General features: G+C 75.8%; 18 protein-coding genes. 10 read left to right on the forward strand and 8 right to left on the reverse strand.

Annotated features, from left to right (window positions below; all coding sequences use genetic code 11):
- The first annotated feature begins 97 nt into the window (after positions 1 to 97).
- The 3 genes from C8E97_RS17475 to C8E97_RS17480 all read left to right on the forward strand — a co-directional run bounded on the left by C8E97_RS17475 (position 98) and on the right by C8E97_RS17480 (position 3,364).
- Entirely contained in the window at positions 98 to 976 is an 879-nt protein-coding gene (locus C8E97_RS17475; RefSeq protein WP_121006689.1) for an LLM class flavin-dependent oxidoreductase, read from the forward strand.
- A 942-nt stretch (positions 977 to 1,918) separates the two neighbouring features.
- Positions 1,919 to 2,077, forward strand: coding sequence for a hypothetical protein (locus C8E97_RS34650; RefSeq protein WP_170211888.1), 159 nt, complete (start codon positions 1,919 to 1,921; stop codon positions 2,075 to 2,077).
- A gap of 39 nt (positions 2,078 to 2,116) precedes the next feature.
- Positions 2,117 to 3,364: a nucleotide sugar dehydrogenase gene (locus C8E97_RS17480; RefSeq protein ID WP_121006690.1), complete on the forward strand. Its 1,248-nt coding sequence runs from the start codon at positions 2,117 to 2,119 to the stop codon at positions 3,362 to 3,364.
- 320 nt (positions 3,365 to 3,684) lie between these two features.
- Here C8E97_RS17480 and C8E97_RS17485 read toward each other — a convergent pair whose 3' ends face one another.
- Complete coding sequence (locus tag C8E97_RS17485; RefSeq protein ID WP_342776228.1) at positions 3,685 to 4,773, reverse strand: sugar phosphate isomerase/epimerase family protein; 1,089 nt, start codon at positions 4,771 to 4,773, stop codon at positions 3,685 to 3,687.
- Positions 4,763 to 5,794, reverse strand: coding sequence for a Gfo/Idh/MocA family oxidoreductase (locus C8E97_RS17490; RefSeq protein ID WP_121006691.1), 1,032 nt, complete (start codon positions 5,792 to 5,794; stop codon positions 4,763 to 4,765). Before C8E97_RS17490 ends, C8E97_RS17485 begins: the two co-directional genes overlap by 11 nt.
- A gap of 604 nt (positions 5,795 to 6,398) precedes the next feature.
- Here C8E97_RS17490 and C8E97_RS17500 point away from each other — a divergent pair.
- The 4 genes from C8E97_RS17500 (at position 6,399) to C8E97_RS17520 (ending at position 10,437) form a co-directional block, all read left to right on the forward strand.
- Entirely contained in the window at positions 6,399 to 7,694 is a 1,296-nt protein-coding gene (locus C8E97_RS17500; protein WP_121006693.1) for a protoporphyrinogen/coproporphyrinogen oxidase, read from the forward strand.
- 104 nt (positions 7,695 to 7,798) lie between these two features.
- Positions 7,799 to 8,152 carry a hypothetical protein gene (locus C8E97_RS34655; RefSeq protein WP_170211889.1) on the forward strand — a complete coding sequence of 118 codons (354 nt, stop codon included), beginning with the start codon at positions 7,799 to 7,801 and terminating at the stop codon, positions 8,150 to 8,152.
- On the forward strand, positions 8,149 to 9,762 hold the full coding sequence (locus C8E97_RS17515) for a CoA transferase (protein WP_246019379.1): 1,614 nt from the start codon (positions 8,149 to 8,151) through the stop codon (positions 9,760 to 9,762). The genes C8E97_RS34655 and C8E97_RS17515 overlap by 4 nt, the downstream gene beginning before the upstream one ends.
- 252 nt (positions 9,763 to 10,014) lie before the next feature.
- The gene (locus tag C8E97_RS17520) at positions 10,015 to 10,437 is read left to right on the forward strand and encodes a carboxymuconolactone decarboxylase family protein (RefSeq protein ID WP_121006694.1); all 423 of its coding nucleotides are present in this window, start codon (positions 10,015 to 10,017) and stop codon (positions 10,435 to 10,437) included.
- A 183-nt stretch (positions 10,438 to 10,620) separates the two neighbouring features.
- Here the strand turns inward: C8E97_RS17520 and C8E97_RS17525 are convergent, their stop codons facing one another.
- The gene (locus tag C8E97_RS17525) at positions 10,621 to 12,186 is read right to left on the reverse strand and encodes an outer membrane protein assembly factor BamB family protein (RefSeq protein ID WP_121006695.1); all 1,566 of its coding nucleotides are present in this window, start codon (positions 12,184 to 12,186) and stop codon (positions 10,621 to 10,623) included.
- Between the two features lie 271 nt (positions 12,187 to 12,457).
- Complete coding sequence (locus tag C8E97_RS17530; protein WP_121006696.1) at positions 12,458 to 13,948, reverse strand: FAD-dependent oxidoreductase; 1,491 nt, start codon at positions 13,946 to 13,948, stop codon at positions 12,458 to 12,460.
- A 60-nt stretch (positions 13,949 to 14,008) separates the two neighbouring features.
- Between C8E97_RS17530 and C8E97_RS17535 the strand changes: the two genes are divergently transcribed.
- Positions 14,009 to 14,470: a DUF6098 family protein gene (locus C8E97_RS17535; protein WP_121006697.1), complete on the forward strand. Its 462-nt coding sequence runs from the start codon at positions 14,009 to 14,011 to the stop codon at positions 14,468 to 14,470.
- 89 nt (positions 14,471 to 14,559) lie between these two features.
- Here the strand turns inward: C8E97_RS17535 and C8E97_RS17540 are convergent, their stop codons facing one another.
- Together C8E97_RS17540 and C8E97_RS17545 are read right to left on the reverse strand one after the other, a co-directional pair.
- Positions 14,560 to 15,567: an alpha/beta hydrolase gene (locus C8E97_RS17540; RefSeq protein ID WP_121006698.1), complete on the reverse strand. Its 1,008-nt coding sequence runs from the start codon at positions 15,565 to 15,567 to the stop codon at positions 14,560 to 14,562.
- 255 nt (positions 15,568 to 15,822) lie between these two features.
- Positions 15,823 to 16,296 carry a GNAT family N-acetyltransferase gene (locus tag C8E97_RS17545; protein ID WP_211347053.1) on the reverse strand — a complete coding sequence of 158 codons (474 nt, stop codon included), beginning with the start codon at positions 16,294 to 16,296 and terminating at the stop codon, positions 15,823 to 15,825.
- A 376-nt stretch (positions 16,297 to 16,672) separates the two neighbouring features.
- On the opposite strand from C8E97_RS17545, the gene C8E97_RS17550 reads away from it, so the two are divergent.
- On the forward strand, positions 16,673 to 17,851 hold the full coding sequence (locus C8E97_RS17550) for an NAD(P)/FAD-dependent oxidoreductase (protein ID WP_211347054.1): 1,179 nt from the start codon (positions 16,673 to 16,675) through the stop codon (positions 17,849 to 17,851).
- A 54-nt stretch (positions 17,852 to 17,905) separates the two neighbouring features.
- Here C8E97_RS17550 and C8E97_RS17555 read toward each other — a convergent pair whose 3' ends face one another.
- Together C8E97_RS17555 and C8E97_RS17560 are read right to left on the reverse strand one after the other, a co-directional pair.
- Positions 17,906 to 18,859 (reverse strand): phosphotransferase, encoded by a 954-nt coding sequence (locus C8E97_RS17555; protein ID WP_246018956.1) that lies wholly within the window; start codon positions 18,857 to 18,859, stop codon positions 17,906 to 17,908.
- Positions 18,860 to 18,939: 80 nt separating this feature from the next.
- Positions 18,940 to 19,890: a magnesium transporter CorA family protein gene (locus C8E97_RS17560; protein ID WP_121011742.1), complete on the reverse strand. Its 951-nt coding sequence runs from the start codon at positions 19,888 to 19,890 to the stop codon at positions 18,940 to 18,942.
- A 161-nt stretch (positions 19,891 to 20,051) separates the two neighbouring features.
- Here C8E97_RS17560 and C8E97_RS17565 point away from each other — a divergent pair, with 161 nt between their 5' ends.
- Positions 20,052 to 21,734, forward strand: a complete 1,683-nt coding sequence (locus C8E97_RS17565) for a sensor histidine kinase (RefSeq protein ID WP_246018958.1) — start codon at positions 20,052 to 20,054, stop codon at positions 21,732 to 21,734.
- Positions 21,735 to 21,869: the final 135 nt, after the last annotated feature.

A 21,869-nucleotide genomic window follows, 5' to 3' on the forward strand; every position in this document is an offset into this window, starting at 1 on the left:
GTAATCGCCTTGACAGGCGGACAGGTTCTCTGTTCGGTCGAACGCGGTGTCCGGGCGAAACGGCGGCGGTGCACGGCGACGAAGGGGGAGTGCGTTCGTGAAGGCCGGGATCACGATCCTGCCCGAGTACCGGTGGGCCGAGGCCCGCCCGCGCTGGCAGGCGGTGGAGGAGTACGGGTTCGCCCACGCGTGGACGTTCGACCACCTCGGCTGGGGCCCGCTGGTGGGCGGTCCGTGGTTCGGCTCGGTGCCGACGCTGGCGCTCGCCGCCGAGGCCACCTCGCGCGTCGAGCTGGGGATGCTGGTCGCGTCGCCGAACTTCCGGCACCCCGTGCCGTTCGCGCGGGAGCTGACCGCCCTGGACGACGTGTCGGGCGGCCGGTTCACGCTCGGCGTCGGCGCGGGCGGGATGGGCGGCTACGACACGCGGGTGCTCGGCGGCGCGAACGCGGTCGCCAGCCCGGCGCGGAGGTACGCGGAGTTCGTGGAACTGCTCGACCTGCTGCTGACCCGCGACGACGTCACGTGGTCGGGCGAGCACTACCGGGCGGAGGGCGCGCGGAACCTGCCCGGCTGCGTGCAGCGCCCCCGCATCCCGTTCGTGCTGGCGGCCAACGGGCCACGGTCGCTGCGGCTGGTGGCGCGGTTCGGGCAGGGCTGGATCACGACCGGCACGCGGCACGACGCGCTGGAGTCGTGGTGGGCGTCGCTGGCGGAGCTGTCCGCCCGGCTCGACGAGGCGCTGGCCGCGGCGGACCGGCCCCGCGCCGAGGTGCGCCGCTTCCTCCAGACCGACGCCGCGCCGGTGTTCGCGCTGTCCTCGGTGGAGTGCTACCGCGACTTCCTGGGCCGGGCGGGGGAGCTGGGCTTCACCGACGTGGCCGCGCCGTGGCCGCGCGAGTCCGGGCCGTTCGCGGGTGATGAGCGGATCCTGGAGGCGGTGGCGGCGGAGGTGCTGCCCGGCCTCGCCGGGTGACCTGGCCGCGCGGGTGACGTGGCCTCGGCGGGTGACGTGGCCGCGCGGGGTGACCCGGCCTCGGCGGGTGGGGCGGCCGGGTCGGGTGGTGTGGCCTCGCCGGGCGATGCGGCCGGGTGCGGTGACGCGGCCCGGTCCGGTGCGGCGGCCGGCCCGGTGATGCGGCCGGGGCGGATGCGGCTGTCAGGCCGGTGTGGCGGTGGGTTCGCCGGGTGGCGCGCGGGCGTGGCCCGGTCGGCGTGGTTGTGATGGGTCGGCGGGCGCGGGGCGTTGGTGCGCGGGCCGGTGCCCGGCTGCCCGCTGTCGGCGCGGTCCAGGGCCGCGCCCGTCGCGCCGGCCGGCGATTCCGCACGCTCGGGCCGATGTCGATCGAGCCGACGTGCCCGCGCACGCCCTGCCGCATCGGGTGACGCTCGCACAGAGTGACCTGACCGCGCACCGTCACCTGTCCGGGTCGGCGCGATCCGCACGCCCCCGCCGCCCGCGCCGGCGACCGGACCGGTGGCCGCACGACCGGGGCGGACCACCTCCCACCCCCGCGGGTCGGGCGGGCCAGCGGAAACGCGCTCCCGGCCCCCGCGCGGCCCCGAGCGTCCCGGCCGTGCCGGACGACCGCTCCGGCGGCCCTGCCGGCGGTTCCGGATCGCTGACCGTGACCGCATTTCGGCGGTCCGAGTGGGTGATGTCACGCGCTGCTCCCGATGGCTCCGCAAGATCGCGGAAGACGGCCCCCGAAGATCACCCGCCCTCGTGAATACGTGCACGTGCAGCCCCGCAGGACCACTCTCAGGCGATTACTGAGCGGCATCCGGAGGAATCCGCCGAGTGACCCGCAACCTGGACGAGTGGTGTTCGGTTTGAGCGCTGCTTCTCGCAGAGGGTGACTGTTAGCTTGCGGACTGCGATGAGCGCGCCCGCGCACCGTCCCCTGTGGAGGTTGAGATGACACGCTTCGCCACGCTCCTGCCCGGCGCGATCGGCGGGACCGCGACCCGCGCGGCCGGGCCGACGCCGTCGACGAGCCCGCGCCGCCCCGGACGCGTGGTGGAACACGACTACGGCCCGCGCGCCCGGCCGGCCGCGGGCAGTGCCGACGTGTGAGCCGTGACAACGCATCCCGATACGGTGGAAAGGGCGCACGTGTCCGTCGATCTCGTCGTGGTGGGAGTCGGTTACGTCGGGCTCCCGCTGGCCGCCGCCGCCAGCGCCGCGGGCCTGTCGGTCATCGGGTACGACACGTCACCTGCGGTGCGCGACGCGCTCGAAGCGGGTCGCCCGCACATCCCGGACGTGACCCCGGCGCAGCTGAAGTCCATGCGCGCCAACGGTTTCACCACGACCACGGACCCGTCCGCGATCGCCTCGGCCGACACGGTCGTGATCTGCGTGCCCACCGGCCTCGACCCGGAGGGGCGGCCCGACCTGTCCGCCGTGCGCGCCGCCGCGGCCACGGTGTCGGACCACCTGCGGCCCGGCACGCTCGTCGTGCTGGAGTCCACCAGCTTCCCCGGCACCACCGACGAGGTGCTGCGGCCCATCCTGGAGCGGCACGGCCTCGTCGCGGGCGAGGACTTCCCGCTGGCCTACTCGCCCGAGCGGATCGACCCCGGCAACCGGCGGTACGGCATCCGCAACACCCCGAAGGTCGTCAGCGGGCACACCCCGCTGTGCGCCAAGCACTGCGCCGCGTTCTACGGCCGGTTCGTGGAGACCGTCGTGGTGGCCAAGGGCACCCGCGAGGCGGAGATGGCCAAGCTGCTGGAGAACACCTACCGGTACGTGAACATCGCGCTGATCAACGAGATCGCCATGTTCTGCGAGCGGCTCGGCCTGGACGTGTGGGACGTCCTGCACTGCGCCGCGACCAAGCCGTTCGGGTTCGCGCCGTTCACGCCGGGCCCCGGCGTCGGCGGCCACTGCATCCCCGTCGACCCCCGCTACCTGCTCGACAAGGCACACCGCACGGGCGCGCGGCTCGGCGTCGTGGAGGCGGCGCGCGAGGTCGACCGCGCGATGCCCGGCTACCTGGTGGACCGCGTGGCGCGGCTGCTGGCGGAGGGCGGCACGCCCGTGGCGGGCGCGCGGGTGCTGCTGCTGGGCGTCACGTACAAGGCCGACGTGCCCGACACGCGGGAGTCGGCCGCGCTCCGGATCGCCGCCGGCCTCACCGCGCTCGGCGCCCGGATCGCCTACCACGACCCGGTGGCGGGCGCGGTGGCCCGGCTCGGCCCGCCCGTGGCGGACCTGGACTCCGCCGTGCGCGACTCGGACGCCGTCGTCCTGCTCGTCCCGCACAGCGCGTACGACCTCGGCCACCTGGGGCGGAACGCGCGGCTGCTCCTGGACGTGACGGGACGCGTCCCCGGCGGTGAGGTCCAACGCCTGTAGGCCGCACCGGCGGACCCGAGACGTGGGCCCGCCGCGTGCGTCCGAGGAGTGCGTCCGAGGAGTGCGGGCCGGGCGTGCGGGGCGTCGGCGGCCTCGTCGAGTGGCCAGGTCCGGAGGCGGGGCACCGGCCCCCGGTCTTCGGGCGGCACCGACCTCGGGTGTTCCCAGGGCACCGGGCAGGGCGGGCGACATCGAGCCGGGGTCGGCGCGGGGCAGGATCAGCCGGGAGATCGGCGCAGGGGATCGGCGCGCAGGGGATCGGGCGGGGGATCGGGCAGGGAACCGGCGTGGCGGGTCAGTGTGGTGGATGGGCGCGGGGATCAGCGCAGCAGCCGGACCATCGCCCGGCCGGCCGCCACGAACGTCTCCGCCGCGTCGTCGGCGAGCCCGCCCGGCTCGTGCGGGCGCAGCGAGATGTGCGGTTCGAGTGACCACGCGCCCCGATAGCCGTTGGCGCGCAACAGCTCCACGCACTCCGCGACCCGAGCGGCCCCTTGGCCGGGCGGCACGTACCGGTCGCCCACCGCGTCCTTGACGTGCACGTGGGCCACGTGCGGCGCGATCTCCGCCAACACCGCCAACCCGTCGTACCCGTGCGGCACGCCGTTGCCGGTGTCGAACAGCAGCCGCAGCGCCGGGCTGTCCACCTCGCGCAGCAGCTCCAGCATCCGGTCGGCGCTCGCGCCCGCCCAGCCCGCGCAGTTCTCGTGCAGCAGCACGACACCGGCGGCGCGGGCGCGTTCGGCCAGCGCCGCCACCCGGCACAGCACGCGGTCCCGCCACGCCGGCTCGGACAGGCCGTCGTTCGGGTAGGACATGATCCGGACGTAGGGCGCGCCGAGTTCGCCGCAGCGCCGCAGCAGCACGTCCAGCTCGTCGAGGTCGTCGGCGAACGGCGTGGTCACCGGGCGCGCCCAGCCGCCGATCCGGGACGCCAGGCAGACCACCCGCACGCCGTGGTCGGCCAGGGCCTTGGCGACCTCGGTGAACTCGCGGCGGCCCAGCTCGGCGACCGGCCTGCGGTCCAGCGTGCGCAGCTCGACGTGCGACCAGCCGAGTTCGGCGAGGACGGCGAGCTGGCCGGCGAGGTCGGGCGCGGCCTCGTCGGTGATGCCCGCGCAGATCGGCTCGGCGGGCGGCAGTGCGCCGAGCGACCCCGGCTCGGCAGGCGACCCCGATCCGGCAGGCGACCCCGATCCGGCAGGCGACCCCGATCCGGCAGGCGACCCCGATCCGGCAGGCGACCCCGATCCGGCAGGGGACAGCGATCCGGCGTACGTCGGCTCGGCGGGCGGTCCCTGCTCGGCGTGCGGCACCCGCCCGGCAGGCGGCTTCGGCCCGGTGGGCATCGGTTCAGCGGACATCGGCTCGGTGGGCATCGGCTCGGTGGGCATCGGCTCAGTAGGCATGGACGCCCACCGGGATGCGTGCGCGGCCGTCGGGCACGACCGGTTCGGCGCAGATGTTCTTGGCCACCGACAGCAGCTGCACCACGTCGGTGGCGAACGCGAACCCGCGCGCGTGCTGGTCGACCGTGCCCCGGAACAGCTGGTAGGCGCGGATCATCCACTCGGTCAGCGAGTCGTCGCGCAGCACCTCGTGCTCGCGGCGGCCGGTGCGCGTGATGGTGAGCTGGGAGTGGTCGTCGTCGGCGCTGACGGCGTAGTGGCCGACGACCGTGCCGTGCTCGAACCGGATGGTGATGCGGCGTTCCCGCACCGGCGACATCAGGTCCGAGTCGATCTCCGTGCGCACCCCGCTGTTGTGCCGCAGCCCGATCCGCGCGCCGCCCATCCTGGGCACCACCACGTCGCCCACGACCAGGTCGAACCCCGCCGCGTGGGTGACCCGCGCGTTGCCCGCCAGCCGCAGCGCGAGCCCGACGCCGTGCGGCAGCTCGACGTCGAACGCCGTCGGGTGGCCCGGCCGGGCCAGGGAGCGCCGGAAGCGGGGCTTGTTCTGCACGATCGAGATCGTCTTCGGCTCGCCGAGCGCCCCGCCGCGCACGAGGTCGGCCAGGCGGGCGGTCAGCGTGCTGGTCAGCCACGGCTCGACCACCGCGATCCGCAGGCTGTGCTTGCGGCGCAACCGGATGATCCGCGCCAGGTCGTCCGTGTCGGCGGCCAGCGGCTTCTCCACGACCAGGTCGCGGAAGCCGTGCTCGGCGAGTTCGCCGATCACCTCCGGCCGCACGGTGGGCGGTGTGCACACGTGCGCGACGGTGTCCCCAGGGTCGAGCAGCGTGGCGGCGGCGGCGATGCTGGTGGCTGTCACGAGGCCGGGGCGGTCCCCGAGCACCCGGCGCAGGTCGCACGCGACGACCGGGTGCTCGCCGAACAGCTGCCGGGCTCCTGCGCGGGCCCTGGCGAGCACGGGGAGGTGCAGTTCCGCACCGGCCCGGCCGAGTCCCACGACGAGTGTGCGCACCATTGAGTCCTTGTGGTTCGTAAGGCAGGCGAATAAAAGCGGATGAATTGGATCCGTACGGACGTTCTCCGATAAGGCCGGTGCTGTCAACCGGAGCCTGCGGAATTGACCAGGAAGAGTGAACTCTCGTGCGTGCGGGGGTCCGCCGGACCGCCTGCCATACGCTTCCGACCCGTGCCGAGACAGCGGAGGTGAGCACGCTGCCCGTCCCATTCTCCACGCGATCGGCCGCTTTTTCCCGGAGGCGGTCGATAACGCGGCAGCGCATTGTCGGGGTCGCCCGCAATGGGTGGTATTCGCGGGGTCGCGGCGCGGTGGGGCCGGAGGGCGCGCCGCCGGCGCACGCCGGCGCGCTCCGCGTGCCCGGTGCGCACGTCGGGGAAGGGCCGGCGCGGTCCCCGCGTCGTCTCCTGCCGTGCGCCGGGGACGGCGGGCGGGTGCGCCACGCGGCCGGCGGTCCGTGGCGCGTGGACGACGCGCGGCTCACCCCGGACGGCGAACGGCCGGCCGGGGTGCGCCGCCGTGGCCGGTCCCGGACGGGGTTCGGCGACGACCCGCGACGACCCGCTGACCGCGCCACCACCACCACACCTGTGGTGGTGGGCCGGTGAGCACGGAGGTGGACGTGGTGGTCGTCGGGGCCGGTGTCGCGGGCCTCACCGCCGCCTACGAGCTGCGCAAGGCGGGCCGCCAGGTCGTGGTGCTGGAGGCGGCGGACCGGGTCGGCGGCCGGACCGCGACGCTGCGCCGCGACGGGTTCGTGATCGACACGGGCGCGGAGCGGGTGTCCGAGCGCGGCTACGGCGCCACCTGGGCCCTGCTGTCCGACCTGGGCATCGACCGGTGGGAGCTGCCCCGGATCGGGCGGCGGGTCGGGGTGTGGCGCGCCGGCCGGGTCCGGCCCGGCCTCACCCACCCCGGCGGGCTGCTGACCGGCGCGGGGCTGTCCGCGCGGGCCCGGCTGGACCTCCTCGGCGTGCTGCGCGGCGGGCACGACTTCGACCGCCCCGAGGCGGTCGGCACCGAGACCGTCGCCGGGTTCGCTACGCGGCACCACCCCGACCTGCTGGACTACCTGTGCCGGCCGGTGGCGGCGGGCCTCTGCGGCTGGGACGCGGCGAGGTCGGCTGCCGGGCCGTTCTTCGGGCTGCTGGCGGCGATCGGGCCGTCGTCGGTGTGGCGGACCCACCGCGACGGGATGGACGTCCTGGCGCGGGCCCTGGCCGACCGGCTGGACGTGCGCCTGTCGTTCCCGGTGGACGAGGTGATCGCCGGGACCCGGTCGGCGCGGGTGTTCTCCGGCCAGGAGGAGGTGCGGGCGCGCTCGGTCGTGCTCGCCGTGCCCGCGCCGGTTGTGCGTACAGTGTACGCTAACCCGCCCGGCAACGAGATCCCGTTCCTGGAGGCGTCGACCTACGTGCCGATGGTCGCGGCGCACCTGATGCTGCACCGGCGGCCGGAGTCGCGCGTGTACCTGGTGGTGGTGCCCGAGGCGGCGAGCCGGACGCTGGCCGCGATCCGGTACGACCACCTCAAGCACCCGAACCGCGCGCCCGCCGGACGCGGCCTGGTCACGCTGGTCGCGCACCCGTCGGTCGCCGGTCGCCTGCTGGGCGCGTCGGACGGCGAGGTCGCCGACGTGCTGCTGACCGCGGCGGAGGAGTTCGCGCCCGGCCTGCGGGCGGCCACCCGTGCCGCGGTGGTGCACCGGTTCCGCGACGGGATGCCCGAGGCGACACCGCGGGCGGTGGCGCTGCGCGCGGCGTTCGCGGCGCGGGCGGGCGGTGTCGTGGACTACGCGGGTGACTGGGTGGGCGTCATGCCGTGCAGCGAGGCGGCGGTGCGGTCGGGTCGACGGGTGGCGGAGCGGTTGCTCGCCGTGCCGAGGAAGGAGCCCGTGTGAAGCCGTGCGCGGGGAGTCCATCGCCGGGGGATGACGTGGCGCGTCCCGGCCGGTGTCCACGGGGGACGGTCGTGCTCTGGCGGGCCGGACGGTTTCGCCGCCTGTTGGCCGCGGATGGCCACGTCGCGCCCGCGCGGCTCGCGCACCGGCTGCGGGACCGGCTGGTGGCCGGCCTGACGGGTGCCGGGGTGTGCGCGGTGCGGGTGGTGGCCGGCCCGCGTGGGGTGCCGGTGCCGGTGGTGGTGCCGGTGGTGGTGGCAGTCGCGCGTGCGGTGCGGGCGGCGGTGATCGGGTTGTGCGGGGTGCCGGCCGGCTCGCGTGGGGTGCCGAGGGCGGTGGCCGGGGTGCGGGCGGCGCTGGTCGGGGTGTGCCGGGGGTCGGGTGTCGTGACCGCGTCGGGCGGGGCGTCGGAGGTCGTGACCGCGTCGTGCGCGGTCCGGGGTCGGAGGTGTGCATGACCGTCGCCGCGCCGGAAGCCGTCACCTGGGCCGGGCCCGTCGACCTGCCGCTGGGCGGGGAGTCGGACGTGCAGGCGGCGTGCGGGCTCATGCACGTCCACGGCCGCCGCTACGGCCGGCCCACCCGGCTCGGGCTGGACTACGCGTCGATCACCGCGTCGGAGCTGGCCGGCATCGGCGCGGTGGCGGTGGAACTCGCGCGGGCTCGTGGGTTGGCGTTGCGCGCCGCCACCACGTCCGTCGCCCAGGCCGCGCTGCTCACCGTGTCCCAGTACCTCGCGGCGGCCACGGCCGAGCGGTGGCCGGAGCCGTACCTGCCGGGCGGTCCGCCGTTCGTGTCGGCCGACGGGGTGCCGTTCGAGGTGGAGGCGCTGGAGGCCGAGGTGTGGCGGCGGTTCTGGGCCGCGCTGGACGCGCCGGACCGGGCCGTGGCGCGCGGCTGGCGGCCGTTCCAGCACCGGTTCGCCACGGCCACCTGCCCGCTGCCCGTCGAGTTGACGGCCCTCACCGGCCGCACGCCGATCCACGTGCTGGAGAACGCGGCGCGGTCGACCGGGATGAGCCTCGTCCGGGTGGCGTCGCGGGCGGTGGACGACCTGCCCGCGTACCGGGTGACGGCGCTGGGAGACGTGCCGGCGCGACCGGGTGAGGCGTCCGCTCCGCCGCCGGGTGAGGAGTCCGGTCGGTCGTCGGGTGAGGAGTGCTGCCGGTCGTCGGGCGAAACGCCCGGCCGGTCGTCGGGTGAGGAGCCCGGTCGGTCGTCGGGTGAGGGGTGCGGTCCGTCGTCGGGCGAGGCGCTCCCGTCGTCGGCGTGCGGGTGGTCGGCGCGCGGTGCGTCGGGGTGGTCGGCGGCCGACGCGCCCGCGGTCCCGCCGGGCGGCGCGCTCCCGCTGTCCGGGCTGGTGGTGCTGGAGTCGTGCCGCCGGGTGCAGGGGCCGCTGGCCGGGCACCTGCTCGGGCTGCTCGGCGCGTCGGTGGTGCGGATCGAGCCGCCGGGCGGCGACCCGGCGCGGTGGGTGCCGCCCGTGGTGGGCGACGGCTCCGCCCGGTTCCTCGCGCTGAACCGGGGCAAACGGGTCGAGGAGGTCGACCTGGGCACGGTCGCGGGTCGGCGCGAGGCGCTGGAGCTGGCCTCGGCGGCGGACGTCTTCCTGCACGACTGGGCACCCGGCAAGGCCGCCGCGTGGGCGTTGCGGGCGGGTGACGTCGCGCGGGCGCGGCCCGGTGTCGTCTACGCGCACGCGTCCGGCTGGGGCGACGCGCTGGGGCCGGAACCGCCGCTCGGCACCGACTTCGTGGTGCAGGCGCACGCCGGGGTGCCGCCGTCGCTGATGACCATCGTCGAGGTCTTCGGGGGAGTGGTCGCGGTGCGCGGGATCGTGGACGCGCTGCTGCGGCGGGCGCGCACGGGGCGCGGTCAGGCGGTGGACTCGTCGCTGCTGGCGGCGGCGTCCCGGCTCAACGCACGGTCGCGGGGCCGGTGCGCCGCGCCGCTGAGGGCGCCGGTGTGCACGGACCTGGCGGAACTGGCCCGCGATCCCCGGTTCGCCCGCGCGCTGGTGCGCGACGGGTGCGTGTTCCCGGCGTCGCCGTGGGAGTTCGCGCGATGACCGGGGACCGTCCACTCCGCTCCGGACCGCACGCGCGTTCGTCGTGCCGGACCGCGCCCGCGTTCGTGGTCGCGGGTCGCGCCCGCGTGCGTGATCCCGGACTGAACCCGCCACCCGCCGACCGGCGGGGCGCGGCACCGCAGAGGTTCCCGAGGCACCCGCCGGTGCCGCCGGAGTTCCGCGCGGGCACACCGGCCCGGTCTGCCCGCGCACGTCGACCCGACTCGCCGTCGAACGGCACGGAGGTTCCTGATGAGGCTCGATCCCCTGGCGGGGCCCGGATACCACGCGCTGCTCGCGCTGTCGAAGGCGGTGGACGCGGACGCGCGCTTCCCGGTCGGACTGCTGGAACTGCTGCGCCTGCGGTGTTCCCGCATCAACGGGTGCACCTACTGCATCCGCCTCCACAGCGGACAGGCGCTGGAGGCGGGCGAGGGGCCCGAGCGGGTGGAGGCCGTCGACGCGTGGCGCACCCACCCGGCGTTCTCCGAGGTGGAGCGCAGCGCCTTCGCGCTGGCCGAGGCGGTGACGCTGGTCCACGACGGACACGTGCCCGACGACGTGCTGCACAAGGCGATCCGCGACTTCGGCCCGGCCGGCGCGCAGCAGCTGATCTGGGTGGCGCTGGTGATCAACTCGTTCAACCGGCTGGCGATCGGGATGCGGCTGGCTTGACCTCGGCCGTGCCGGGCGGGTCCCGACGCCGCGAGGCACCCGCCCTGCCGGCGGCACGTCGTGATCGGACCTGCGGCGTCGTGCGGGGATGCGCGGCCCGCGGGCGTCCGACATGCGTGGGGGCATGCACGGCGTGCGGGACCGCGGGCGCGGTGTGGTGGCGGGGACGCGGTCGGGGGTGGGTCAGCGGCCGGTGAGGCCCACGACCGGGGCCGGTGTGCCGCCGTGCGCGGCGCGGGTGAGCACGATCGCGCCGGGCGCGGGCGTCAGCAGCAGCGCCGACCGCGAGCCCGAGCCGTCCAGCCGGACCGGGACCGCGGTCGGCGGCGCGCCGTCCAACCCCTGGACCAGCACGGTCACCTCGCGGCCCGTGTCGCCGCAGACCCTCAGGTAGGTGGTCGACGTGGTGGCGTCGGCCGCGCGGTGCGGGCACGCCGCGACGTCCAGCGCCGTGGTCCCGCCGGTCGCGACGTCGAACGCGTGGATCGCCCGCACCGCCGAGCTGTCCTGCTCCTCCAGCAGCACGCGGGCGCCGACCTCCGCCCGCACCACCCACGCCGGGTCGGGCCGGGCGAGCGGCGTGCCGTCCTCGGCGTCGAACAGCCCGTCGGTCACCGCGCCCGGCCGGGCGCGACCGGTGGCGAACCGCGCCCACACCACCGAGCCGTCCGCCGTGCCGCGCAGGTGGAGGTCCTGCCGCTCGCCGTCCGGCGGGCGCAGGTCGACCTGGTGGCCCCACCGCTCCCGACCGGTCGACTCGTCCAACGCGGACAGCCGCAGCACGTCGTCGCACTCGACGGCCGCGAACACGGTGGTCCTCCCGCGCACGGTCGGCGTGTACGGCGCACCGCACCCCTCGGGCGGCGACCACCGCCACCGCTCTTCCCCGGTCAGCAGGTCGTGGCCGACGACCGACTCGCCGTCCCGCAACGCGAGCGTCCGGGTGCCCGGCACGATCCCGTCGGTCTCGGCCTGCACCGAGGGGACCACCTCCTCGAACCGCACCGCGCCGGTGTCGGCGTCCAGCGCGACCAGCAGCTGCGCGGTGGTGTCCAGCAGCGACCGGAACGTCACCACGACCGTCGCGCGGTCCATCGAGGCCACCAACGTGCCGATCCGCGCGCCGCGACGGGTGTGCCGCCACTGCTCCCGCCCGTCCGCGCCGTCCAGCGCCACCACCGACCCGTCCGCCGTGGCCACCACGACCCCGTGCCCGGCGGCGACGAGCCCCGCCACGTCGGCGTCGGGCTGCCACGACCACTGCCCACCGGTGGGCCGTTCGACCACGGCCGGCGCGTCGAACGCCCGCGCGTCCCGGACCAGGGAGTCCACGACCACGGCGCGGGTCGCGAGCGGTGCGACGACGGCCGCCGCCACCGCCAGGACGGCCGCGAGCACGCCGACCGGCCGCGCCCGCCACCCGAGCCGACCCCCGACGCGCCCCGCCCACGCGGCGACCGCGACCGCCGCCGCGCCCACCGCGAGCACCGGCAGCCGGGGCCCGGTGAGCCCCGTGCCGAGGTCGACCACGAGCACCCGGAGCACGACGCCCAGGGCCGCCGCCGCGCCCACCGCCGCGGTGACCCGGACGGCCCTGGCGTCGGCGAGCCCGAGCGCGGCCACGGCGACCAGGCCGACCGCCGCCGCGATGACCGGCCGGTCGACGGCGTAGGAGCGACCGGCGCCGCCCGGCAGGAACGGCGCGACCACGCCGCACAGCGCGCCGACGAGGCTCAGGTAACGCAGCATGTGGGTACCTCCGCGCCTCAGACGGGAGATCCGCCGCGCCCGTTCCCGACGCGGCGGTCGCGCCACCGGGTGTTCACCCGTCCTGACGAGGGTGGCTCCGCTGCACCCGGTGGCGGAGGCGACGTCCCGGCACCGGGTGTGCACGCGTGCGATACGGCGGCCGGCCACGATCGGACCGTGCTGTCCCGCGGCCGGCCACGATCGGACCGTGCTGTCCCGCGATCAGGCATGATCGGGACGGGCCGGACCGGCGTGGCGGTTCGCCGGCCGGTCAGCAGTCCAGGTCGTGGCGGGGGAGCGGCTTGGTCGCGGGTCCTTCCAGGACGTTGCCGTCCACGTCGAACCGGGAACCGTGGCACGGGCAGTCCCAGCTGCGCTCGGCGTCGTTGAACCGCACCAGGCACCCCAGGTGGGTGCAGCGCAGCGAGACCGCGTGCAGCGCGCCGTCCTCGTCCCGGTAGACGCCCGACTTGCCGACCACGCGCGCCTGCCCGCGCGGCACGTCGGAGAGGTCGCGGGTGTCCGGCCGGCGCAGCCGGTCGCCGATCAGGGACGCGGCGGCCTTCCCGTTCAGCTCCAGCAGCTTCGGCGCGGACTTGAGGTCGAAGCGGTGCGGGTCGAAGCGCCCCGCCCACGGGTTGTCGACGCCGTTGATCAGGTCGGACAGGATCATCGCCGCGAACGTCCCGGTCGACAGCCCCCACTTCATGAAGCCGGTCGCGACGTAGAGCCTGGTCGAGCCGGGCGTGTACGGGCCGATCATGGGCAGCCCGTCGTAGGCGCTCGGGTCCTGCGCGGACCAGCGGTGGACGACGCGGTCGACGTCCCAGTGCTCGTGGGCGAACGCCGTCAGCGCGCCGTACGGGTCGCCGGGCCGCTCGCCGGTGGGGTGGCTGCGACCGCACAGGATCAGCAGGTCCTCGTAGGCGGACAGCGACCACGACGGGCTGCCGGCGCTGATGGCCAGCCCGGTGGGCGGCGCGCCGGACCGCAGGCGCACGGCCACGCAGTACGCCCGCGTCGGCTCCAGGCGCGCGAAGTACAGGCCCCGGTCCAGGATGGGGTAGTGGGTCGCGACCACGACGCGGTCGGCGGTGACCACGCCGGTCGCGGTGCGCACCCGGCACGGGTCGCCGTCCTCGACCCGCGTCGCCCGGCTGCGCTCGAACACGTGGCTGCCGTGCCCGTCGACCAGGTCCGCCAGGCCCCGCACGTACCGGACGGGGTGCAGGGCCAGCTGGTCGTCCAGCCGGACCGCGCCGAACACCTCGAACGGGACGCCGATGCCCTCGCCCCGGTCGCGGTCGACCGGCAGGCCCGCCCGCGCGGCGGCCAGCGCCTCGTGCTCGACGGCGGGCAGCTCGTCCGGGCTGATCGCGTAGGTGTAGGCGGGCGCGCGGCGCAGGTCGCAGTCGATCGACCCGGCCAGGGCGGCGACCTCGGCGACGCCCGCGAGGCTCGCCGCCGCGTAGTCGGCGGCGGCCCGGTAGCCGTGCCGGTCGGTGATGCTGGAGTACACGGTGGACTGGAGCGCGGTCACCTTGGCGGTGTTGTTGCCGCTCACCCCGCCACCGACGCGTTCCGCCTCGATCACCGCCACCGTCCGGCCCGCCCGCTTGAGGCGCAGCGCGGTGGTCATGCCGGCGATGCCGCCGCCGACCACGGCGACGTCGACCCGGCAGTCGTGCGCCGGGGGGAAGGCGTCGCCGCGCGCGTCGGACGTCCACAGCGAGTGGCTCGCGGTCACCGTTTCGTGGGCCATGCCGTCGACGTACCCGAGTGCGTCGGGTTCGAACCGGATCCGACGGGCAATCCCACGGCCATGAGCACAGTGGAACCGGACACCTCGGGGGGCCTGCCCACGTTGACCGACCTCGCGGACCTGGTGGCGCTGGTCGAGGCGCGCGGGTCGGAGCTGTTCGTGCGCTGGTCGAAGGGACCGGACGCGGACGCGGGCGGGTGCAGCCGCGACGGGTTGACCGGCGTCCGCCTGCCGGGGCTCTCGGCGAACCCGCTCGCGGTCGAGTCGTGGTGGGGCGACCGGTCGCTGAAGGTGTGGGTCGCGCGCCGCCTGCACGACTACCGGCACCTGCCCGAGCGGCGGGGGCCCGGCGTCCGGCCGTGGGTGCTGGCCGGCACGGAGGCCGGGCGCGGACCGGACAACGAGCCGCTGGTGCGGTGCCGCGAGCCGGTGGCGTGGATCTCCGACGGTGTGCTGCGGCAGTGCGAGCAGCTGGTGCGGCAGCACAGCGGCGAATGGGGCTCGCTGGACCGCGAGAAGTGAGGGACCGCCCCGCGCCCGTTTACGCGCTCGCCCGCTTACGTGCTCAGTCCTCACGTGCTCAGCCGCCGAAGCGCTCGACCACCGGGTGCTCAGCCGCCGAAGTGCGCTTTCATCCAGTCGTGGACGGCCGCGCGGTAGTCGGCGGCGTTGGGCGCGTAGCCGAGGGTGTGCCCGGCGTCGGGCAGCACGAACGCCTCCACCGGCGTGCGCGGGTGGAAGAACGGTCGCTCGGCGTCGAGCAGCGCCGCCGCGCTCTCGCACCGGCCCGCGCAGAAGATCGCGTCGCGCGCGCCGTTGACCAGCAGCACCGGCACGTCGATCCGCCTGCTCAACGGGCTCAGGAAGGCCGGCGGCAGCAGGTCGGGCACGACCGTGGCCGGCACCTGGTCCTTGGTCTCCTCGTCGGCCGCCAGCACGCCCGGCTCCACCACGCCGGGGTCGTGGAACAGGTACCGGGCGCCGGGCGCGGTGGTGAGGTAGCCGGGGTCGCCGCCGCGGCGGGACAGCGCCGGGTCCAGCGCGGCGGGCCGGATGCCCTCGACGAACAGCCGCGTGAACCGCGCGACGTCCACCGAGTGGCGGTAGCCGGTGAGGACGACGCCGTCCACGTCGTGGTGCTCGGCGGCGACCAGCACCGCCAGGCCGGAACCCATGGAGTGGCCCACCAGCACGACCCGGTCGAACGAGTGCCCGAGGACGCCTGCCCGCAGCCGGCCGACCACCTGGTGCACCACGGAAGCCTGGCCGCTGCCGCTGATCAGGGTGCTGAGCGGCCGGGAGCTGTCGCCCGAGCCGATGGCGTCGACGGCGAACGTGGCGATGCCGCGCCGCGCCATGTCCCGCTGGTAGGAGTAGTGGTGCGCGCGGTGCGGCAGGTCCCAGTAGGTGCGGTTGTAGGTCGCGCCGTGCACCAGCAGCTGCACCGCGTCGGGCGGCGTCCCGGCGGGCAGGCACAGCCGGCCGTGCGCGGTCTGGGCGAACAGCCCGAGCGAGACCGGCAGGTCGGTGTCCGCGCACCCCGTCGAGGCCCGTGCGGGAGGGGTGACGAGGGCCGCGGTGAGCAGCGCTGTCGCGGCCAGGGTGCGGAGTGGGCGCACGGTACGTCCTTTCGGGCGAGTGGCATTGCCGACGGAAAGGGCAGGCTACAACCGTGGCAGCAATAGACTCTTCCGGGTAATGGCCTTCACCCGGAAGGTTCAATGGGATACGTCGGAAAGTGAGTGATGTTCTTTTCCGGAATTCCGCGATCCCGACCTCCGGCGGTGGTGGGAATCGACAGCCGTGCGCTCGACCGGGCCGATCCGCGGGGAATTCGGACCTGACGCGCGTGATCCGGGCCGGCACCGCGCCGGTCAGGCCGTGCCCAGCGCCAGCCGCAGGACGATCTCGCCCTCGTCGACCTCACCGGTCGGCACGAACCCGAACCGCCGGTAGAACGGCAACGGCTCGCCGTAGCCGGGTTGGTAGCTGGTGAACAGCTCCGCGCCGCCCGCCGCGCGCACGAGGTCGATGACCTGCGCCAGCGCGGCGCGCCCGAAGCCGCGACCCTGGTGGTCGCGGTCGACCAGCAGCCGCCACAGGTAGTAAGGCCCGAGGACGCCCGGTCCGGGCGGCGCGTTCCAGCTCAGCATCACGAACCCGACCGGCACGTCACCGGCGTAGATCGCGCGGTACCAGGGCGCGGCCTCGGGCGTGGCCGCCGCTTCGGCGAGCGAGTCGGCGACGGAGTCGACGAACTGCCGCTGGCCGGGGTGCACCCGCAACGCGCACACCGCCGCGCGGTTCTCGTCGGTGATCTCCCGCAGGTGCACCCGTGGCGAAGTCATGTCCCGGCCGATTATCCCCACCGCGCCCGCCGCCGGCGAGCCGATCCGACCGATGGCGCACCGACCTCGCGCCGCCCGCCCACACCGCCCGCCCGCCCGCGCCGCGTAGCCGCCGCCCGCCCGCCCGCCCAACCGCACGCCCACCGCCCGCCGCCGCCCACCCGCCACCAGCCGCCCGCCGCCGCCCACCCGCCGTCACCTGTCCGCCGCCCGACCACCCGCCGCCCGACCCGCCGCCGCACGCCGGAGAACGTCCACCCGCTCGTCCGCCGGGCGAGCGTCCTCGCGCCGTCGAGCCGGGTGGGCGTGGAGCGGGTGGACGTCGGCCCGTGCGGCGCACCACGATGGGTGGCACGCCGTCGACGGAAGGGACGCCGTGGTCGCCACCGCCCGCCTCCAGCCGTTGCCGCCCGCCGCTTCCGTCGTGATCATCGGCGGCGGTGTCGTCGGCGTCGCCCTCGCGTTCCACCTCGCCGAGGCGGGCGTGACCGACGTCGTGCTGCTGGAGCGCGCCGGACTCGGCTCCGGCTCCACCTGCCGCGCGGCGGGCGGCGTGCGCGCCCAGTTCTCCGACGAGGTGAACATCCGGCTCGGCGCGCGCGGCCTGGCCGCGTACGCCCGGTTCCCGTGCCGCCCCGGCCAGGAGATCGACCTGCGCCGCGTCGGCTACCTCTTCCTGCTGTCCGAACCGGACCACGTGGCCGACTTCGAGCGCCACGTCGCGCTCCAGAACCGCCTGGGCGTGCCGAGCCGCCTGATCGACGCCCGCGCGGCGCGCCGGCTCTCACCGCTGGTCGAGACCGGTGACGTGCTGGCGGCGGCGTTCTCGCCCGACGACGGCCACTGCACGCCCGAGTCCGTCGTCCTAGGCTACGCCACCGCCGCGCGCCGGCTGGGCGCGACCCTCCTCACCGGCACGACGGTGGTCGGCCTGGAGGTGGCCGGCGACGAGGTCCGCGCCGTGCGCACCGACCGGGGCCCGATCCGGGCCGGCACGGTGGTGTGCGCGGCGGGCGCGTGGTCGGGTGGGGTCGGCGCGATGGCGGGCGTCGACCTGCCGGTGACCCCGCTGCGGCGGCAGGTCGTGTTCACCGGGCCGGTGCCCGACCTGCCGCCGGCGCTGCCGATGACGATCGACTTCTCGTCGTCGTTCTACTTCCACCGCGAGGGCCCCGGCCTGCTGGTCGGCATGTCGGACCCGGCGGAGGAGCCCGGCTTCCACCTCCGGTACTCCGACGCCTGGGTGCCGCGCCTGACCGAGGTCATCGCCCGCCGCGCGCCCGCCCTGCTGGACGTCGGGCTGCACGGCGGGTGGGCCGGCCTGTACGAGGTGACACCGGACCACAACGCGCTGATCGGCCGGGCCGCCCACCCGTCGAACTTCCTGTACGCCACGGGGTTCTCCGGCCACGGCTTCCTCCAGGCCCCCGCGGTCGCCGAGGTGGTGCGCGACCTGTGCCTGGGTCGCACGCCGTTCGTCGACGTGGGTCCGCTGTCCGCCGACCGGTTCCGCGCCGACGCGCCCGCGCCGCGGCCCGAGACCAACGTCGTGTGACGCCCCTCGCCGTGCGGGGCCTCGGCGAGCGGGCGCGGGCCGGCGCGGGAACGCCTACCCGGCCAGGTGGTCGAGCGTCTCGACGAACCCGCGCCACGCGGTCTCCGTGTCGGGTGACGCGCTGTGCGGTGCGCGGAACCACGCGACGAACTCCGCCACGTCCAGCAGGCTCCACCGCAACCGGTACAGCGCCAGCGCGGCGGCGCGCGGGACGTGGCCGGTCAGCTCCGCGTACCGGCGCGTCGACCGGTCCTCCGGCAGCACGGCCAGGTCGCGTTCGGGCACGGCCAGGCCGACGGTGTCCCAGTCGACCAGGCGCGGGCCGCGCTCGGTGAGGACCAGGTTGCCGGGGTGCGGTTCGCCGTGCGTCACGACCACCGGGCCGCCGTCGCGCCGCACCTCCTCCGCCAGCCGGTCGAACTCGGCCAGCCGGGCGCGGACGACCTCCGCGCGGGACGCCAGCAGGTCGCGCGCGGGCGCGGAGCACGGACCGCCCGTCCAGGGCTCGTCCGGCTCGCGGAGCACGGCGTCGAGGTCGCGCCGCCCGGGGAAGGACACCTCCGCCACGGGGGTCGTCGCGGGCGGTGCGGCGCGGTGCAGGTCGGCGAGCAGTTCCAGCACCCGGTCGTGCCCGTCGTCGGTCAACCGCTGCCCGAACTCGCCCGCTTCGCCGTCCACGTAAGGGAAGACGCTCAGCGCGTAGCGCTCGTCCAGCGGCACGACCGTGGTGCCGCCGGTGGCGCGCAGCGGCGCCACGACGAACGGCGCGGCCAACGCCGCCGCGGTGTCCATCGCGCGGCGCAGGGCGTCCAGCGGACCGGTGTCGCCGTGCGGCTTGTGCGCCAGGTCGGCGACGGTGGCGAACCAGCGCGCGTCGCCGCCGTCGACGGCCCAGTGGTAGTCGCCGAAACCCACCGGGGCGTAGGTCACGGCCCGCGCCGTGACGCCGAACGCGCGCAGCCCCGCCACGACCCGGTCCTCGGTCAAGTCCTTCGGAAGATCACGCACGCGGACACCGTAGCGGTCGCGAACCGCGGTGGTCGGGCGTCGTGGTGGTCGGGCATCGGGGTGGCCGGGGACCGCGGCGGTCAGAGCCAGTCGCGGCGCTTGAACAACGCGTACAGCCCAGCCGAGAGCACCGCGATCACCGCGGTGGACACCCAGAAGCCCCACGGCTGCTCGAAACCGGGGTAGGGCACGTTCTGCCCGTAGAACCCGGTGATCGCGGTCGGCACGGCGATCACCGCCGCCCAGCCCGTCACCTTCTTCATGATGGAGTTCAACCGGTTGGCCTGGATGCCGAGCTGCGTCTCGCGGATGGTCGCCACGGTCTCCCGCAACGACTCCGTCCACTCCGTCGCCCGCAGCACGTGGTCGTAGACGTCGTGGTAGTACGGCATGATCCGGTCGTCCACGAGGTCGTGGCGCATCAGGCCGTTGACCACCTCGCGCATCGGCAGCACGACCCGGCGCAGCACCACCAGCGACTTGCGCAGCGCCAGCGCCCGCCGCTGCACGTGCCGGTCGTCCGGGTGGTCGGCGAAGACCAGGTCCTCCAGGTGCTCGATGCGGTCGTCCAGCGCCTGCACGGCCTCGAAGTGGCCGTCCACCACGGCGTCCAGCAGGCCGTGCGCCAGGAACCCGACGCCGCTGCCGGCGAGCTGCCGCGACTCGTCCCACCGGGCGGTGACGGCGGCCATGTCGAACCGGTCGTCGGCCCGGACCGTCACGAGCGCGCGCGGGGTGAGGAACGCCGACAGCTCGAACGTGCTCAACCGCCCCGAGTCCGGGTCCAGCCGCACGGCGTAGGCGGACAGGAAGCAGTGCGTGTCGTAGCGGTCCAGCTTGGGGCGCTCGTGGGGGTGCAGCGCGTCCTCCACGGCCAGCTCGTGCAGGCCCAGCTCATCGGCGATGGCCGCGAGGTCCGCCTGCGACGGGCCGCACAGGTCCACCCACACCGTGGTGTCGTCGTCCCGCAGGCGTCCGGACAGCTCGCCGATGGGGAACCCCTCGGCCTCCAGCACACCGTGCCGGTACAGGCGGGTACGTGACACGACGGGCAGCCTAACGGTCCGCGCGTCCGGGGAGTGCGCGGTGGCTCGCGGGCGCGGTCGTCGGCGGTGTGCGGGAGCGGCCGCGAGCGACGGCCCGCCGGTGGCACGAGTTGGCCGCCCGGTGCGGTCGTGCGAGGCTGCTGCCCGTGACCGGACCGGACGGGGGTCCACCGCACCGCCTGCTCGGCGGGCTGCGGCTGGACGAGTTGCTGGACGAGATGCGCGAGCGGCTGACCGAGATCGGGTCGACGCGGGACAAGATGCAGCGCCTGCTGGACGCCGTGCTCGCCGTGGGCGCCGGCCTGGAGCTGGACTCGACGTTGCAGCGGATCGTCCAGGTCGCGGCCGACCTGGTGGGCGCGCGGTACGGCGCGCTGGGCGTGCTGGGCACGCGGGCGGACCTGGCGGAGTTCGTGCACGTCGGCATCGACGCCGTGACCAGGTCGCGCATGGGCCACCTGCCGGAGGGGAAGGGCCTGCTCGGCGTGCTGATCAAGGACCCGCGCCCGATCCGCCTGCACGACCTGGGCACGCACCCCGCGTCGGTGGGCTTCCCGCCCAACCACCCGCCGATGCACAGCTTCCTGGGCGTGCCGGTGCGCGTGCGCGACGAGGTGTTCGGCAACCTGTACATGGCGGAGAAGACCGACGGGTCGGACTTCACCGCCGACGACGAGGTGGTGCTGGCGGCGTTGGCGGCGGCGGCCGGCGTGGCGATCGAGAACGCCCGGCTGTTCGAGCGGTCCCGGATGCGGGAGCGCAGGCTGGAGGCCGCGGCCGAGATCAACTCCGTGCTGCTGGGCGGCGCGTCGGAGCAGGACGCGCTGGAGCTGGTCGCCCGGCGGACGCGGGAGCTGGCGGCGGCGTCGTCGGCGCTGATCGTGCTGGCCGAGGACGGTGGGCGGCTGCGCGTCGCGGCGGGCGCGGGCACGCGGGCCGAGTCGCTGGTCGGTGACGTGCCGGGCGGCGGGCCGCTCGTGGCGGAGGTGCTGGCGTCGGCCGTGCCGGTGCTCGTCGACGACCTCGACGGCAGGCTGGGCGTGGACCTGGTCGACGCGGGTCCGGGTGTGGCGGTGCCGCTGCGGACCGGGTCGACGGTGCGCGGCGTGCTGCTCGTGGCGCGGGACAAGGGCGCGGCGCGGTTCGGGCCGGACCAGGTGCCGCTGCTGGCGTCGTTCGCCGACCAGGCGGCGGTGGCGCTGGAGTTCGCGGAGAACCAGCGGGCGCGGAGCCTGGTGGAGCTGCTGGAGGACCGCGAGCGCATCGCCCGCGACCTGCACGACCACGTGATCCAGCGGCTGTTCGCCACCGGGATGAGCCTCCAGGGCGCGCTGGGCGCGATCCGGCAGCCGCCCGTGCGGGAGCGGGTGGAGCGCGCGGTGCGGCAGCTGGACGAGACCGTGCTGGAGATCCGGACGACGATCTTCGACCTCCAGGGCGCCGACGACGCGCCCGGCCTGCGGCGCAGGTTGTTGGACCTGGTGTCGGAGCTGACCGCGCCCGCGGCGCTGCGGGCGTCGGTGCGGATGACCGGCACGGTCGACAACTCGGTGCCCGACGACGTCGCCGAGCACGCCGAGGCGGTGGTGCGCGAGGCGGTGAGCAACGCGGTCCGGCACGCCCGCGCCGCGGAGCTGACGGTGACCGTCGAGGCGGGCGACCACCTGACGATCACGGTGGTGGACGACGGGGTCGGCATGCCGGACCAGGTCGCGCGGAGCGGGTTGCACAACCTCCAGCGGCGGGCGGAGGGGCTGGGTGGGACGCTGGCGGTCACCGGCGAGGCCGGCGGTGGCACGCGGCTCGCGTGGCGGGTTCCGCTGTCCTGACGGTCCGGGCGGGCGCCGCCGCCGCGCCGTGCCCCGAGGCGTGCGGTCCGCCCCGCCCCGATCGCCAGGGCTGCCCGCCGCGCCCGACCCGGCAGCGCCCGATCCCGCAGCGCCGATCCCACAGTGCCCCACCCC

The organism is Saccharothrix australiensis, from assembly GCF_003634935.1.
Lineage (GTDB): Bacteria > Actinomycetota > Actinomycetes > Mycobacteriales > Pseudonocardiaceae > Actinosynnema > Actinosynnema australiense.